This window comes from Paracoccus sp. pheM1 (assembly GCF_018499825.1).
Taxonomy (GTDB): domain Bacteria; phylum Pseudomonadota; class Alphaproteobacteria; order Rhodobacterales; family Rhodobacteraceae; genus Paracoccus; species Paracoccus versutus.
This window is the reverse complement of record NZ_JAGXCX010000001.1, coordinates 987113-1000252: the sequence shown is the minus strand read 5'-3', so window position 1 is coordinate 1000252 and position 13140 is coordinate 987113. Positions and strand designations below refer to the sequence as shown.

Here is a 13140-nt window from a genome sequence, read left to right as displayed (position 1 = left end):
ATGACCCGGCAACCCCTGATCCTGCGCAACCCCTCGGTGCTGGTCGTCCTGGCGCTGCTGGCCGTCTTTACCCTTGCCGTCACGCTGCTGAGCCAGGCCTACGGCTCGGGCGTCGTGCCGACCTCGACCGTCAAGATCCTGGGCAAGACGCTGTGCCTGGCGCTGGCCGCCCTGGCGATGGACCTGGTCTGGGGCTACCTGGGCATCCTGTCGCTGGGGCAGATGGCCTTCTTCGCGCTTGGCGGCTACATGATCGGGCAATGGCTGATGTATGCCAGGACCGAGGCCATCGTCGCGGCCGCGATGGCCGGCAACCCGATCCCGCCCACCGCGCAGGAACTGCGCGAGGCCGTCGCCAACCAGATCTTCGGCGTCGTCGGCTCGTCCGAGCTGCCGCTGGCCTGGGCCTTCGCCCACAGCCTGACGGCGCAGCTGGTGCTGGTGGTCGCGGTGCCGGGGCTGCTGGCGCTGGCCTTCGGCTGGCTTGCCTTCCGCTCGCGCGTGAACGGGGTCTACCTGTCCATCCTGACCCAGGCGATGACGCTGGCCCTGGCCTTGTGGCTCTTCCAGAACGACAGCGGCTTTCGCGGCAACAACGGGCTGTCGGGCCTGCAGAACATCCCCGGCCTGGACGGCGTCCCGCAGGCCACGCTGTCGGTCTGGTTCCTCTGGGCCTCGGCCGCGGCGCTGGCGCTTTGCTACGTGCTGGCCGCCTGGCTGGTCAGCGGCAAGTTCGGCAGCGTCATCCGCGCCATCCGCGACGACGAGACGCGGGTGCGCTTCCTCGGCTATCCGGTCGAGGGCTTCAAGCTGGTCGTCTTTACCCTGGCCGCGATGATCACCGCCGTCGCCGGCGCGCTCTATTACCCGCAGGCCGGCATCATCAACCCGGCCGAGCTGATGCCCATCGCCTCGATCTACCTGGCGGTCTGGGTGGCGATCGGCGGGCGCGGCCGGCTTTACGGCGCGATGATCGGCGCCATCGCGGTGTCGCTGCTGTCCAGCTGGTTCACCGGCGGCCGCGCGCCCGACCTGCCGCTGCCGGGCTATACGGTCAAATGGGTGGATTGGTGGCAGGTGGCGCTGGGCCTCAGCTTCGTGCTGGTCACGCTGTTCGCGCCCAAGGGCATCGCCGGCATCTTCGACCGGCTGGCGGGCGTGCTGCCGCCGCGCCGGCACGGCCGCGACCTTGGCCCCGGCCAGGGCGCCTTGCAGGAAAAGGAGGCCAAGGCATGAGCGCGCTTCTGGAGGTCGACGGCATCTCGGTCAGCTTCGACGGGTTCCGGGCGATCAACAACCTGTCCTTTGCCATCGGCGCGGCGGAACTGCGCGCGGTGATCGGCCCGAACGGCGCCGGCAAGACCACCTTCATGGACATCGTGACCGGCAAGACCCGGCCCGATTCCGGCGATGTCCGTTTCGGCGAGACCTCGCGCTCGCTCTTGCGGATGAACGAGGCGCAGATCGCCCGCGCCGGCATCGGCCGCAAGTTCCAGCGCCCCACCGTCTTCGAGGACCAGAGCGTCGCCGCCAACCTGACCATGGCGCTGAAGGCGGGCCGCGGCCCCTTTGCGGTGCTGTTCTGGAAACCCTCGGCCGCGTCAGTGGCGCGGGTCGCGGAACTGGCGGCCGAGGTCGGGCTGGCCGAACACACCGGCCGCAAGGCGGGCGAGCTGAGCCACGGCCAGAAACAATGGCTGGAGATCGGCATGCTCCTGGCGCAAGAGCCGCGGCTGCTGCTGGTGGACGAGCCGGCGGCGGGCATGACCCTGGCCGAGCGCGAGCAGACCACCGCGCTGCTGGTGCGGCTGGCGCGGACCCGCGCCGTGGTGGTGGTGGAACATGACATGGATTTCGTGCGCCGGCTCGACTGCAAGGTGACGGTGCTGCACCAGGGCTCGGTCCTGGCCGAGGGCACGCTGGACCACGTGACCCGCAATCCCGACGTGATCGAAGTCTATCTGGGGCGCTGAGAGATGCTGGAAGCCAGGAACCTGACCCTTCACTACGGCGGCAGCCAGATCCTTCACGGCATCGACATCGACGCCCGCCCCGGCGCGGTGGTCTGCGTGATGGGCAACAACGGCGTGGGCAAGACCTCGCTGCTTGCCCTGCTGGCCGGGCGGCATCCGCGTTCGGGCGGCACGATCCGCCTGGACGGGCGCGAGCTGGGCCGCGTCAGCGCGCAGCAGATGGCGCGGATGGGCGTGGGCTACGTCCCGCAGGGCCGGGCGATCTTCCCGATGCTGACCGTGCGCGAGAACATGGAGACCGGCTTCGCCTGCCTGCCCCGCGCCGAGCGCCGCATCCCCGACGAGATCTTCGACAGCTTCCCGGTGCTGGCCGAGATGGCGCATCGGCGCGGCGGCGACCTTTCGGGCGGCCAGCAGCAGCAACTGGCCATCGCCCGCGCGCTGATCACCCGGCCGCGCCTTTTGCTGCTGGACGAGCCGACCGAGGGCATCCAGCCCAACATCATCGCCCAGATCGGCCGGGTGATCGCCGCGCTGCGCGACCGCGGCGACATGGCCATCGTGCTGGTCGAGCAGTATTTCGACTTCGCCTGGGATCTGGGCGACGACTTCCTGGTGCTGGAGCGCGGCCGGGCGGTGGCGCAGGGGCCCAAGGCGCGGCTGCGGCGCGAGGATCTGCACGCGCGGCTGGCCGGCCACGCGGCCGCCTGACGGGTCCAGGGCCGCCCGGCCTGTCCATGCGGCGCCATGGGACGGGGTTCGCGGTGCCATGCCGGCCCGGTTTTGCAAAGGCGCTCCGGTCCTCTCGCATCAACGCCGGCCGTCCTGCGCAGGACATGCGGTTTCGGGACGCGACAGTCAGGCCGGCCCCACCGGCACGGCGTTCCGGCCGGCCGGGAAAGGCGTCGGGACGAGCAGGAATTTCTGGCTGGATTGCGCGATTTGGACTATCATCGTCCCATTGCAACGGGGGCGGCAAAGATGCGTATCCTGGCCCTAACTCTCTCGACAGCAGCAATCGCGCTCGTTTCCGGCTGTGAGGAGGTTCCCACTTCCTCCGCAACCGGCCAGCAGGCGCAGCCGGCCGTTTCCTCGGCCGGGTCAACGGGCGGAACCGGCGGCGGCCGGGCAAATGAATCCGGCGGCGGTGGCTCGAGCGGCGGCAACAGCGGCGGCTCGGGTGGCGGAACCGGCGGCGGCGGTTCAGGCGGCGGCTCGGGTGACGGTTCGGGCGGCGGCGACAGTGACGGTGGCGACAGCGGCGGAGACGGCGGCAACGACGGCGGCGGCAACGATGGCGGCGATGACGGCGGAGGGGGCTGGGGCTAGCGATGTCGGCCGGGCGACCAGCTAGGTCTCTGCTGCTGGCTGCGGCGGTGTCGCTGGGCCTGACCACCCTGGCCGGGGCCGAAGGCGCCCGCATCGCGCTGGTCGTCGGCAACGGGGACTATCAGCGCGCGCCCTCGCTGGACAATGCCGTGCGCGACGCCCGCGACATCGCCGACATGCTGCGCGGCTTCGGCTTTACCGTGCAGGAATCCCACGACCTCGACCGGACGGGCTTCGAATCCTTCCTGCGCACGGCCTTGCTGAACATCCCCGAGGGATCGGAGCTGGTCTTCTTCTATGCCGGCCATGGCATCCAGATCGGGCGGCGCAACTATCTGCTGCCGACCGACGTGGCCTTCGAAAGCATCTACGACCTGCCGGTGCAGTCCATCACCCTCGACCGGGTGGTCGAGCTGCTGTCGGCCCGCGGCTCGACCCATGTCGCCATGATCGACGCCTGTCGGGAAAACCCCTTTCCGAACCTGCGCCTGGCGGCCAATCTTGATGCGACGCTGTTCGAGACCAAATCCGGCTTCGAGGTCTTCTCGACCCCGATCAATTCGCTGGTCGCCTTTTCGACCTCGCCCGGACAGGTGGCCTATGACGGCGAGGCGGGCGGGAACGGGCCCTATGCCCAGGCCATCCTGGACGCGGCCGGGCAATATTCCGATGAAAACATCCTGACCATGCTGGCCGACGTGCGCCAGCGCGTCTATCAATCGACCAGCGGCCGGCAGGTGCCCTGGGAAAGCTCGACCCTGGTGCAGCCCTTCTACCTGGTCCAGGGCGGGACCGTCGCCACCCCGCCGTCCGCGGAATCCGCCATCTCGCAGCCCAACCGCAGCGCCGCGCCCGCGCGGGAACAGGCGGTCGACCTGACCCTGCCCTTCGCGCGCGAACTGCCGCTGGGCGAGCGGCTGGCCGAAGGGATCGGCGGCCCTCTGGGCGATGTCTCGGTGATCGAGGCGCCGCAGCATGGGCAGATCGACCTTGCCGGCGGCGCCCCGACCTATCGCCCGCACCTGGCCGAGACCCCGATGGCCGGCAGGACCGAGCATGTCGTCCGGGACCGCTTCACCCTTGGCATCGGCGGCGCCGAGCCCGGCGTGCTGAAGGTCTCGGTCCAGATGCCCGCCCTGGCCTGCGACGTGCAGGCGGGCGATGCGCTGGACCTTCAGGGCGTGGGCCTTTACCGCCTGCCGAACCAGATCGAGCCCCGGCGCGCGCTGGCCGATTGCATGCAGGCCGTGGCCGAAAACCCCGGCGTCCCGCGGCTGCTCTACCAGCTGGGCCGCGCACAGCAGGCGTCGGGCGACCTGAAAGCGGCCTATGACAGCTTTCGCGCCGCCGCCGCGGCCGGCCATGTCCGCGCCGGCCATGCCGCCGCCATGCTGCTGCTGAGCCCGCGCGTGGACCGCGCCGCGGTGCCGATCCCGCTGGACGAGGCGCAGGGCAACGCGCTGCTGGAGCAGGCCATCGCCAGCGGCGATCCCTTTGCAATGCACAGCCGCGGCCTGCGCCTGCTGCGCAACGGCCCCGCCGAAGCCGACCGCCAGCGCGGCTTCGAGCTGCTGGAGCGCGCCGCAGAGCTTGGCCATACCTATTCCATGAACGAGCTGGGCGCCTATTTCCTGGACCCCGACAGCCGCTGGTTCCGGCCCGAGCGCGGGCTGACCTATCTGCGCGCCTCGGCCGAGCGCAAGGACATCTACGGCTATAACAACCTGGGGCTGGTGGCGCTGCGCGGTCATGGCGACGTGAAGCCCGATCCCGCCGCCGCCCGCGACTGGTTCGAGCGCGCGGCCCAGGGCGGGCATCCCTTTGCGCCCGCGAACCTGGGCCGGATGATCATGCGCGGCCAGCTGGGCAAGCCCGATCCGCGCGCGGCGCTGCGCTGGTATGACATGGGGCTGGCGCGGGGCGACGGCTGGAGCGGGGCCAACGGCGCCGGCATCATCCTGGGGGGCGACGCCCGGCCGCTGGGCCCGGCCGATGCCGCCCTGCGCGCCGCCAAGGCGCTGCACCTACCCTCTGCCGAGGCGGCCGCCCGCGCGCGCGAACTGCTGGAGGGGGTGGCCGCCGCCGACCTGGACCGGGCGGCGCAGATGATCCTGAACGAGCTGGGAGAAGCGGTCGCCGTGGACGGGCAGGCCGGGCCCGCCACCATCGCGGCATTGGCGCGGGCGGGCAGCCGCACGGGGCTGGAAGCCTTGCCGCCCCGCGCCGGCCCGCGGGAGCGGCTGCTGATGGCAGCCCGCGCCTGGTGGGCGCAGAACCCGCCCCGTGTCGATCTGTTCTGAGGCGACCGGGACGGGCAAGCACCCCGCCCCGCCGGTCCTGGCTTTTCTGCCGGTGCGCTGCGTCCGCCTGCCCCCCAGGCCCAGCCGACGGCTGCCCCGTCAGCGCATAGCTCGTTTGCAATCTCATGCGTTGCGGCGAATTGGTTTGGATGCCATCTATTTCTGCATCACAGCAGGATCTCCCCGATGTCCGAAGACGACGAGCAGGGCCGGCCGCCCCGACTGGGCAGGCTGATCGGCCAGGCCAGCCGCCGCTGGCGGCAAGCCATCGACCACAGGCTGCAGGGCTGCAAAGTCACCGATGCCGGCCTGGCGCCGCTGGTCCAGCTGGCCCGCGCAGGCGAGCCGGTCCGGCAAAAGGAACTGGCCGCGGCGCTGTCGCTGGACAGCTCGTCCCTGGTCCGCATCCTCGCCCGGCTCGAGGCCGACGGGCTGGTGCGCAGCGCGCCCGACCCGCGGGACGGCCGCGCCAAGGCCCTGAGCCTGACCCCGGCCGGAGAGGCTTTGGGCCGCCGCGCCCTTGCCGTCTCGCGCGAGCTGGAGGCCGAGGTGCTGGCCGGCATCGACGAGGACCGGATCGCCGCCGCCCGCGACGTCCTGCAACGCATCCTTGACCGGCTGGCGCCGGAACGAACCGACAAAGGCAACGCCCCATGACCATGGCCACCTGTCACGAGCCGCAAGGCTGGCGAACCGCCCCGGCGCCCGCGCCGCTGTGGCTGCTGGCCATGCTTACCCTGGGCGGCACCATGGCGATCCACATCTTCGTGCCGGCACTGCCGATGGTGGCCGCGGCCTTCGGCACCACCGCCGGCGCGGCGCAGATGACGCTCAGCGCCTATGTCGTCGGCCTGGCGCTGGCGCAGGTCGTCTACGGGCCGATAGCCGACTGTTTCGGGCGCCGCCCGGTGCTGATCGCGGGCATGGTGATCTATGCCCTTGCCGGGGCGACGGCATTCCTGGCCCCGACCATCGAGATGCTGATCGTCGCGCGCTTCTTCGAGGCGATCGGCGGCGGCTCGGGCCTGGTTCTGGGCCGGGCGATGCTGCGCGACGGCCATTCGCACGAAGAGGCGGCAAGGAAGCTGTCGCTCATGAACCTGATGGTCATGGTCGGGCCGGGCCTTTCGCCGCTGGTCGGCGCGCTTCTGGCCGAGGCGACCGGCTGGCGCTCGATCTTCCTGGTCCTCTGTGCGCTGGGGCTGGTAAACCTGCTGCTGGTCTGGCGCCGCCTGCCGCATGGCCCCGACCTGCACGGCCGGGATCTGGGCCGGGTGATGCGCAGCTATGCCGGGCTTCTGGGCTCGCGCCGCTTCCTGGGCTATGCCATCGGCGGCGGTTTCGCCACGACGGCGATCTATGCCTATCTCGGCGCCGCCCCCTTCATCTTCGTCGACCAGCTGCACCGCCCGGCCAGCGAGGTCGCCTTCTACCTGGCCTTCAACGTGCTGGGCGTATGGTTCGGCAGCCTTGCCGCCAGCCGGCTGGCGGGCCGCATCCGCATGGGGCGCCTGATGGTGGCGGGCAACCTGATCAGCTGCCTGGGGGCCGTGCTGTTCCTGCTGGCGGTCCTGAGCGGCACGCTGAGCGTGGCCCTGGCGGTCCTGCCGATGCTGGTGCTGAGCTTCGGCGCCGGGCTCGCCTCGCCCATGGCGCTGTCCGAGGCGCTGAGCCTCGATCCGGCTGCCTCCGGCTCGGCCTCGGGACTTTACGGCTTCATCCAGATGGTGATCGGCGCGGCCTGCGCCGCGCTGAGCGGCATCGGCGGCAATCCGGCCCTGGCCGCGGCGCTGGTGCTGACGGCGGCGGGCATCCTGGCGCAGCTGTCGTTCCACATCGCGCATCGCAGCCGGGCCTGACGCGGCGATCCCGGACCGAGCCGGCGGGGCGGCCGGCCCGCGCGGCCTTGCCGGGGGCCGGCTCAGGACGTGCTCAGGACGTGCTCAGGACGTGCTCAGGACGTGCCCTGGCGCTTCAGGATCGACACGAGGTCAAGCGCGTTCGTGGCACGGCCGGACAGGTCCAGGTCGCGCTTGATCTGGGCCAGATGCTCTTGCATCAGGCGCGCGCCTTCCTCGGCATCGCGCCGGCGGATCGCATCGACGATCCGGGAATGATCGTGGTCGCGGCAATCGGTCATGTCCTGCGCGCCGAAAATCCCGATGATCAGCGAGGTGCGCGTGATCAGCTCGCGCATCATCCGCAGCATCACCGAATTGCCCGCCACCTGCGCCAGAAGGCCGTGGAACTGGCCCGACAGGCGGATGGCGTCGCGGCGCCTGCCGATGTGGTGGGCTTCGTGCTCGCGCTCGATATGGGCGGCGAGCATGGCGATTTCGGCATCGGTCGCGCGCTGCACCGCAAGGCGGGTGATCGAGGGTTCCAGCATCAGCCGCGCCTCGAAGACCTCATGCGCCTGTTCCGCGGTCGGGCTGGCGACGAAGGCCCCGCGATTGGCCTGCAGATCGACGATCTGGCGGCTGGCCAGCAGCAGCAGCGCCCGGCGGATCCGCATCCGCCCGACGCCGAACGCATCGCACAGGGCCGATTCGGAAAGCTTGGTGCCGGGGGGCAGGCGCTGTTCTATGACTGCTTCGAAAATATGCTCGACGATGTCTTCTTCACCAATTTCGGTGCTTTCGTCCTGTGCTGCTGCGAACTCCATCGACAGTCAATTCCCCGGCAATGCCCTTCTGTTCCCCCGAAAATAGGGTCTAACCCAGGCTACAACAAGAATCCGACGCGATCCAGATTGTTAACATAATTGTTGACATATCTGTTAACGGGTTCACGATGGGCCTTGTCGAAAATCGCAAAAGCACCCGTGCGGCGGCCTGGAGCCGCTGCCCGGACAGTCAACAGACAGGGAGAACTGAACTCATGCTGCGTCGTAGCTTTCTGAAATCCACCGCATTGGCCGCCGTCGCCACCCTGGCGCTGATCCCGGCGGCCCATGCCGAGAATGCCAAGCTGAAGATCGGCTTCGTGGGCGTGACCTCGGGCCCGGCGGCCGCCTGGGGCATTTCCAACCAGCGCTCGATGGAGGCCCGCGCGGCCTGGCTGAACGAACTGGGCGGGGTGCAGATCGGCGACACGACCTATGACGTGCAGATCGTCGCCTTCGACGACCAGAAGGATCCCAAGCGCGCCATCGCCGGGATGGAAAAGATGGCGCAGGACGGCGTGCATTACGTCGTCGGCCCGAATGTCGACGACGGCGCGGCCGCGGTCCGCCCGGTCGCCGAGCAGAAGGGCATCATCTATTTCCCCTATGCCTTCCCCAAGACGCTCTATGTCGCCCCCGCCTCGAACGCCATCCTGGGCATGGTCGCGAACTATCAGTCCGGCCCGGCGATCTACAAATACCTGATGGAGAACAAGGGCGTGAAGAAGGTAGCCTTCGTCGCCGCCAATGAATCCGACCCGCTGAGCCAGCGCGATTCCGGCATCGAGGCGGCCAAGGCGCTGGGGCTCGAGGTGGTGTCGGACAAAGTGACCTACCAGGTGGACACCACCGACTTCACCCCGGTCCTGCTGCCGGTGCTGCAGGCGCAGCCCGACCTGCTGGTGCTGTCGGGCGTGTCGCCCGCCAACGCGCCGCAGCTGATCCGTTCGGCGCGCGAACTGGGCTACGAGGGGCTGATCTCGACCGAGACCGCGCAGGATGCCAGCGTGCTGGCCGAGGGCGCGGGCGACCTGGCCGAGGGCTTCATCTCGGTCGGCGGCGCCTCGACCGAGGAGCTGGCCTCGGACGCGATGCGCGAATTCGTGGAGCGCTATACCAAGATGTTCGGCGAATATAACGACGAGTCGAATACCAAGGTCTATGCGCTGGAATACATCATCGAGACGCTGAAGGCGAACCCCGCCGCGATCAGCGACGTCGAGGAGTTCAAGAAGACCATCGACACCTTCGAGGCGCCCAACCCCTTCATGGTCGGCGATGCCAAGCTGCGCTATGTCGGCGAAAGTTCCTTCGGACAGAAGCGGCAGCTTTCGGTGCCGCTGGTCGTGAACGAATACCGCGGCGGCAAGTTCGAGACCCTGTTCGTGGCCGAGGTCGACTGACGCCGCATCGCGTCGGGGGCCTCGCGACCGCATGGCCCCGGTTTCACACACGAGGACGGGATGGAACAGATCATCGCAAACGGCCTGTATCTGGGTGCGCAATACGCCCTGATCGCCCTGGGCCTGACACTTATCTTTTCACTGATGAACGTGCTGAACTTCGCGCATGGGCAGATGTATGTCCTGGGCGGCTTCGTCTGCTACACCGTCGTAGCGCAGCTGGGGATGCCGTTCATCGTCGGGCTGGTCGCCTCGGCCCTGGTGCTGGCGGTGCTGGGCGGGCTGATCGAGCGGTTCCTGTTCCGCCCCGTCATCCGCCGCTCCAAGCGCGACGAATCCACCATGCTGCTGGCGGCGGGGATCGCCTTCTTCCTGGATGCGGTGATCCTGCTGCTGTTCGGCGAAAAGCAGCGCGGCGTGCCCAAGGTGGTCAACGGGGTATTCAACTGGGACTTCCGCATCATCATGCCCTATGACCGCATCCTGATCGGGATGCTGGCCATCGGGCTGATCGTCGCCTTCATCCTGTTCATGCAATATTCCAAGGCCGGCCGCGCCATGCGGGCCCTGGCGCAGGACCGGGTGGCGGCGCAGCTGATGGGCGTCGACGTGGACCGCTATTCCATGATCGGCTTTGCCATGGGCGCGATGCTGGCCGGGCTGGTCGGGGCGCTGCTGGTCACGATCACCGGCGTCAACCTGGGCATGGGCGGCCCCACCTCGATCAAGGCCTTCCTGATGATCATGATCGGCGGCGCCGGGGTGATCTCGGGCGCCATCGCCGGGGGCTTCATCCTGGGGATGATGGAAAGCGTCGGCCTGTCGGTCTTGTCCTCCTATGGCGACGTGACCTATCTGGTGATCTTCGCCACCCTGATGATCTTCCTTGCCATCCGGCCGCAGGGCCTGATGGGCAAACCCTGGGGCTGAGGCGATGACGATGCAAAACCAACCGCACGCCGCGCCCTTGGCGGCCGGCAAGGGGCTGACGATGCCCAAGATGCTGGGCGTGGCCGCCTTCCTGGCCTTCGTCTTCGCAGCCGTGCCCATGTTCATCGCGGCGACCGGCCGCTGGGACTTCTACTATACGCTGACCTCGGTGGCGCTGCTGTCCATCGGGGCGGCGGGGGTCTGGCTGACCTTCTATATCGGGCGGATCAACATCGGACAGGGGGCCTATGCGCTGGCCGGCGGCTATGTCTCGGCCGTGCTGATCACGCAGGCGGGCGTCAGCTTCTGGCTGACCCTGCCGCTGGCGGGGCTGTTCTGCGCGCTGATCTCGGTGCTGATCGGCCTGCCGATCCTGCGGCTGCGCGGCGTCTATTTCGCCATGGTCACGCTGGTGCTGACCGAGGTGGCGCGGCTGACCGCGCTGGCCCTGCCGGTGACGAACGGGGCCAAGGGCATCACCTCGATCCCGCTGCCGGGGGGCGTCTCGGTCTTCGGCATCACCCTGATCCCCGATTTCGCCACGCTGCAAAACCCGCGCCAGGCGTTCTATTTCGCCGCCATCGGCCTGATGATCCTGGTCTACGTGATCCTGTGGCGGATCGTGAACTCGCGCCTGGGCCACCTGTGCCGCAGCCTGCAGCAGAACGAAGAGCTTTCGGCCTCCATCGGCGTCAACACCGCATGGCTGCGGATCATGGCCTATGCCATCTCCAGCTTCTTCGGGGGCGTCGCGGGGGCGATGTTCGTGTCGATCTCGCAATCCATCTATCCCTCGTCCTTCGTGGTGCAGGACAGCGTGAACTTCATGCTCTACTGCTTCCTCGGCGGCCTGGGCTATGTCTTCGGCCCGATGCTGGGCACGCTGCTGCTGTATTTCGGCTGGGATCTGCTGTCGGTGGCCGGGAAATACCAGCTGCTGATCTATTCGGGGGCGATGATCACGCTGATGCTGGTGCTGCCGAACGGCGTGCTGAGCCTGTTTGACCGGAAGGGGGGCGGCAAATGAGCCCGATCCTGGAAATCCGCAACGTCACCAAGAAATTCGGCGGGCTGACGGCGAACAACGACATCAGCTTCGACGTCGCACCCGGCGAGATCCTGTCGGTGATCGGGCCGAACGGCGCCGGGAAATCGACGCTGTTCAAGCAGATCGCCGGTTTCGAGAAGCCGACCACCGGCGAGGTCCGCTTCAAGGGCGAACGCATCTCGGGGCTGGCGCCGCACAGGGTGGCGCGGCTGGGCGTGGTGCGCACCTTTCAGGAAACCACCATCTTCCGGTCGATGACCGTGCGCGAGAACGTCATCGTCTCGCATCACCTGCGCTCGCGCGCCAGCCTGCTGGGCTATTTCCTGGGCACCGCCACCGCGCGCGCGGACGAGGCAGAATTCGCCCGCTCGGCCGACGAGATCATCGACTTCCTGGGCCTGGGCGCCATCCGCGACGAGCTGGCCTCGAACCTGCCGCAGGGGCATCTGCGGGCGCTTGGCATGGCCATCGGCCTGGCCACGCAGCCGCAGGTCATCCTGCTGGACGAACCCTTCGCCGGCATGAACCACGACGAAACCATGCGCATGGTCGCCCTGGTCCGCAGGCTGCGCGACGAACGCGGCGTGACCGTGCTGCTGGTCGAACACGACATGCCCGCGGTGATGAAGATCTCGGACCGGATCGTCTGCATCAACTTCGGCGAGAAGATCGCCGAGGGCAGCCCCGCCGAGATTCAGGCCAACCCCCGCGTCATCGAAGCCTATCTCGGCTCGGAAGACGCGGCCATCGGGATGTAAGCGCATGACCAGGATGCTCAGCTTCGACAATGTCGAGCTTTACTACGACCATGTCTATGCGCTGAAAGGCGTGTCCATCGAACTGAACGAGGGCGAGACCGTGGCGCTGATCGGCGCGAACGGGGCCGGCAAGTCCTCGATCCTGCGGGCGATCACCGGCCTGCGCAAGATCAAGTCCGGCCAGATCACCTACATGGGCGAGCGGCTGGACGGCACCTCCGCCCCCGAGGTCGTCAGGAAAGGCATCGCCATGGTCCCCGAGGGACGGCGCGTCTTTCCGCTGATGAGCGTCAAGGACAACCTGCTGATGGGGGCCTTCACCCGCAGCGACAAGCCCGGCATCGAACAGACGCTGGAAAGCATCCTGACGCGGTTTCCCCGCCTGCGCGAACGCTTCAACCAGCAGGCCAGCACGCTTTCGGGCGGAGAGCAGCAGATGATGGTGATCGGCCGCGCGCTGATGGCCAAGCCCAGGCTGTTGCTGCTGGACGAGCCCTCGCTGGGGATCGCGCCCAAGCTGGTGCAGGACATCGCCCGCGCCATCGTCGCCATCAGCCGCGACGAGGGGGTGTCGGTCCTGCTGGTCGAGCAGAACAGCCGCATGGCGCTGTCCATCTCGAACCGGGCCTATGCGCTGTCCCTGGGACAGGTCGTCCTGTCGGGCAATTCGCGCGAGCTGCTGAACGACCCGCGCGTCAAGGCCGCCTATCTGGGCGGGGATGTCTGAGGAAAAC

At 68.5% G+C, this 13140-nt stretch carries 13 protein-coding genes; 12 read left to right on the top strand and 1 reads right to left on the bottom strand.

The genetic code is table 11. The features are described from left to right. The 7 genes from urtC (at position 1) to KF941_RS04910 (ending at position 7461) form a co-directional block, all read left to right on the top strand. Positions 1 to 1236, top strand: coding sequence for an urea ABC transporter permease subunit UrtC (urtC, locus tag KF941_RS04940; RefSeq protein ID WP_036755136.1), 1236 nt, complete (start codon positions 1 to 3; stop codon positions 1234 to 1236). Further along, positions 1233 to 1973, top strand: coding sequence for an urea ABC transporter ATP-binding protein UrtD (gene urtD / locus KF941_RS04935; protein WP_036755135.1), 741 nt, complete (start codon positions 1233 to 1235; stop codon positions 1971 to 1973). Before urtC ends, urtD begins: the two co-directional genes overlap by 4 nt. A gap of 3 nt (positions 1974 to 1976) precedes the next feature. Further along, complete coding sequence (gene urtE, locus KF941_RS04930) at positions 1977 to 2684, top strand: urea ABC transporter ATP-binding subunit UrtE (protein ID WP_036755132.1); 708 nt, start codon at positions 1977 to 1979, stop codon at positions 2682 to 2684. Positions 2685 to 2954: 270 nt separating this feature from the next. Continuing rightward, positions 2955 to 3302 carry a hypothetical protein gene (locus tag KF941_RS04925; RefSeq protein ID WP_214272707.1) on the top strand — a complete coding sequence of 116 codons (348 nt, stop codon included), beginning with the start codon at positions 2955 to 2957 and terminating at the stop codon, positions 3300 to 3302. A 2-nt stretch (positions 3303 to 3304) separates the two neighbouring features. Then, positions 3305 to 5602 carry a caspase family protein gene (locus tag KF941_RS04920; RefSeq protein ID WP_214272706.1) on the top strand — a complete coding sequence of 766 codons (2298 nt, stop codon included), beginning with the start codon at positions 3305 to 3307 and terminating at the stop codon, positions 5600 to 5602. Between the two features lie 186 nt (positions 5603 to 5788). Next, the gene (locus KF941_RS04915; RefSeq protein ID WP_036755127.1) at positions 5789 to 6259 is read left to right on the top strand and encodes a MarR family transcriptional regulator; all 471 of its coding nucleotides are present in this window, start codon (positions 5789 to 5791) and stop codon (positions 6257 to 6259) included. Further along, positions 6256 to 7461, top strand: a complete 1206-nt coding sequence (locus KF941_RS04910) for a multidrug effflux MFS transporter (protein ID WP_240540222.1) — start codon at positions 6256 to 6258, stop codon at positions 7459 to 7461. Before KF941_RS04915 ends, KF941_RS04910 begins: the two co-directional genes overlap by 4 nt. Positions 7462 to 7556: 95 nt before the next feature. Here KF941_RS04910 and KF941_RS04905 read toward each other — a convergent pair whose 3' ends face one another. Continuing rightward, on the bottom strand, positions 7557 to 8267 hold the full coding sequence (locus KF941_RS04905; RefSeq protein WP_072462566.1) for a GntR family transcriptional regulator: 711 nt from the start codon (positions 8265 to 8267) through the stop codon (positions 7557 to 7559). Between the two features lie 215 nt (positions 8268 to 8482). On the opposite strand from KF941_RS04905, the gene KF941_RS04900 reads away from it, so the two are divergent. Genes KF941_RS04900 through KF941_RS04880 form a run of 5 tightly spaced genes read left to right on the top strand, consistent with a single transcriptional unit; the run spans position 8483 to position 13133 of the window. Next, on the top strand, positions 8483 to 9670 hold the full coding sequence (locus tag KF941_RS04900) for an ABC transporter substrate-binding protein (protein ID WP_036755121.1): 1188 nt from the start codon (positions 8483 to 8485) through the stop codon (positions 9668 to 9670). Positions 9671 to 9730: 60 nt separating this feature from the next. Beyond that, complete coding sequence (locus tag KF941_RS04895; protein ID WP_036755119.1) at positions 9731 to 10600, top strand: branched-chain amino acid ABC transporter permease; 870 nt, start codon at positions 9731 to 9733, stop codon at positions 10598 to 10600. 10 nt (positions 10601 to 10610) lie between these two features. Continuing rightward, on the top strand, positions 10611 to 11627 hold the full coding sequence (locus tag KF941_RS04890; RefSeq protein ID WP_240540221.1) for a branched-chain amino acid ABC transporter permease: 1017 nt from the start codon (positions 10611 to 10613) through the stop codon (positions 11625 to 11627). After that, complete coding sequence (locus KF941_RS04885) at positions 11624 to 12406, top strand: ABC transporter ATP-binding protein (protein ID WP_036755116.1); 783 nt, start codon at positions 11624 to 11626, stop codon at positions 12404 to 12406. Before KF941_RS04890 ends, KF941_RS04885 begins: the two co-directional genes overlap by 4 nt. A gap of 13 nt (positions 12407 to 12419) precedes the next feature. After that, positions 12420 to 13133: an ABC transporter ATP-binding protein gene (locus KF941_RS04880; RefSeq protein ID WP_208021360.1), complete on the top strand. Its 714-nt coding sequence runs from the start codon at positions 12420 to 12422 to the stop codon at positions 13131 to 13133. The last annotated feature ends 7 nt before the right edge of the window (positions 13134 to 13140 follow it).

Excerpts from the sequence above, each read along its gene's own strand:
- urtC (WP_036755136.1), top strand. The coding sequence starts at position 1 with ATGACCCGGCAACCCCTGATCCTGCGCAACCCCTCGGTGCTGGTCGTC.
- urtD (WP_036755135.1), top strand. The coding sequence starts at position 1,233 with ATGAGCGCGCTTCTGGAGGTCGACGGCATCTCGGTCAGCTTCGACGGG.
- urtE (WP_036755132.1), top strand. The coding sequence starts at position 1,977 with ATGCTGGAAGCCAGGAACCTGACCCTTCACTACGGCGGCAGCCAGATC.
- KF941_RS04925 (WP_214272707.1), top strand. The coding sequence starts at position 2,955 with ATGCGTATCCTGGCCCTAACTCTCTCGACAGCAGCAATCGCGCTCGTT.
- KF941_RS04920 (WP_214272706.1), top strand. The coding sequence starts at position 3,305 with ATGTCGGCCGGGCGACCAGCTAGGTCTCTGCTGCTGGCTGCGGCGGTG.
- KF941_RS04915 (WP_036755127.1), top strand. The coding sequence starts at position 5,789 with ATGTCCGAAGACGACGAGCAGGGCCGGCCGCCCCGACTGGGCAGGCTG.
- KF941_RS04910 (WP_240540222.1), top strand. The coding sequence starts at position 6,256 with ATGACCATGGCCACCTGTCACGAGCCGCAAGGCTGGCGAACCGCCCCG.
- KF941_RS04905 (WP_072462566.1), bottom strand. The coding sequence starts at position 8,267 with ATGGAGTTCGCAGCAGCACAGGACGAAAGCACCGAAATTGGTGAAGAA.
- KF941_RS04900 (WP_036755121.1), top strand. The coding sequence starts at position 8,483 with ATGCTGCGTCGTAGCTTTCTGAAATCCACCGCATTGGCCGCCGTCGCC.
- KF941_RS04895 (WP_036755119.1), top strand. The coding sequence starts at position 9,731 with ATGGAACAGATCATCGCAAACGGCCTGTATCTGGGTGCGCAATACGCC.
- KF941_RS04890 (WP_240540221.1), top strand. The coding sequence starts at position 10,611 with ATGCAAAACCAACCGCACGCCGCGCCCTTGGCGGCCGGCAAGGGGCTG.
- KF941_RS04885 (WP_036755116.1), top strand. The coding sequence starts at position 11,624 with ATGAGCCCGATCCTGGAAATCCGCAACGTCACCAAGAAATTCGGCGGG.
- KF941_RS04880 (WP_208021360.1), top strand. The coding sequence starts at position 12,420 with ATGCTCAGCTTCGACAATGTCGAGCTTTACTACGACCATGTCTATGCG.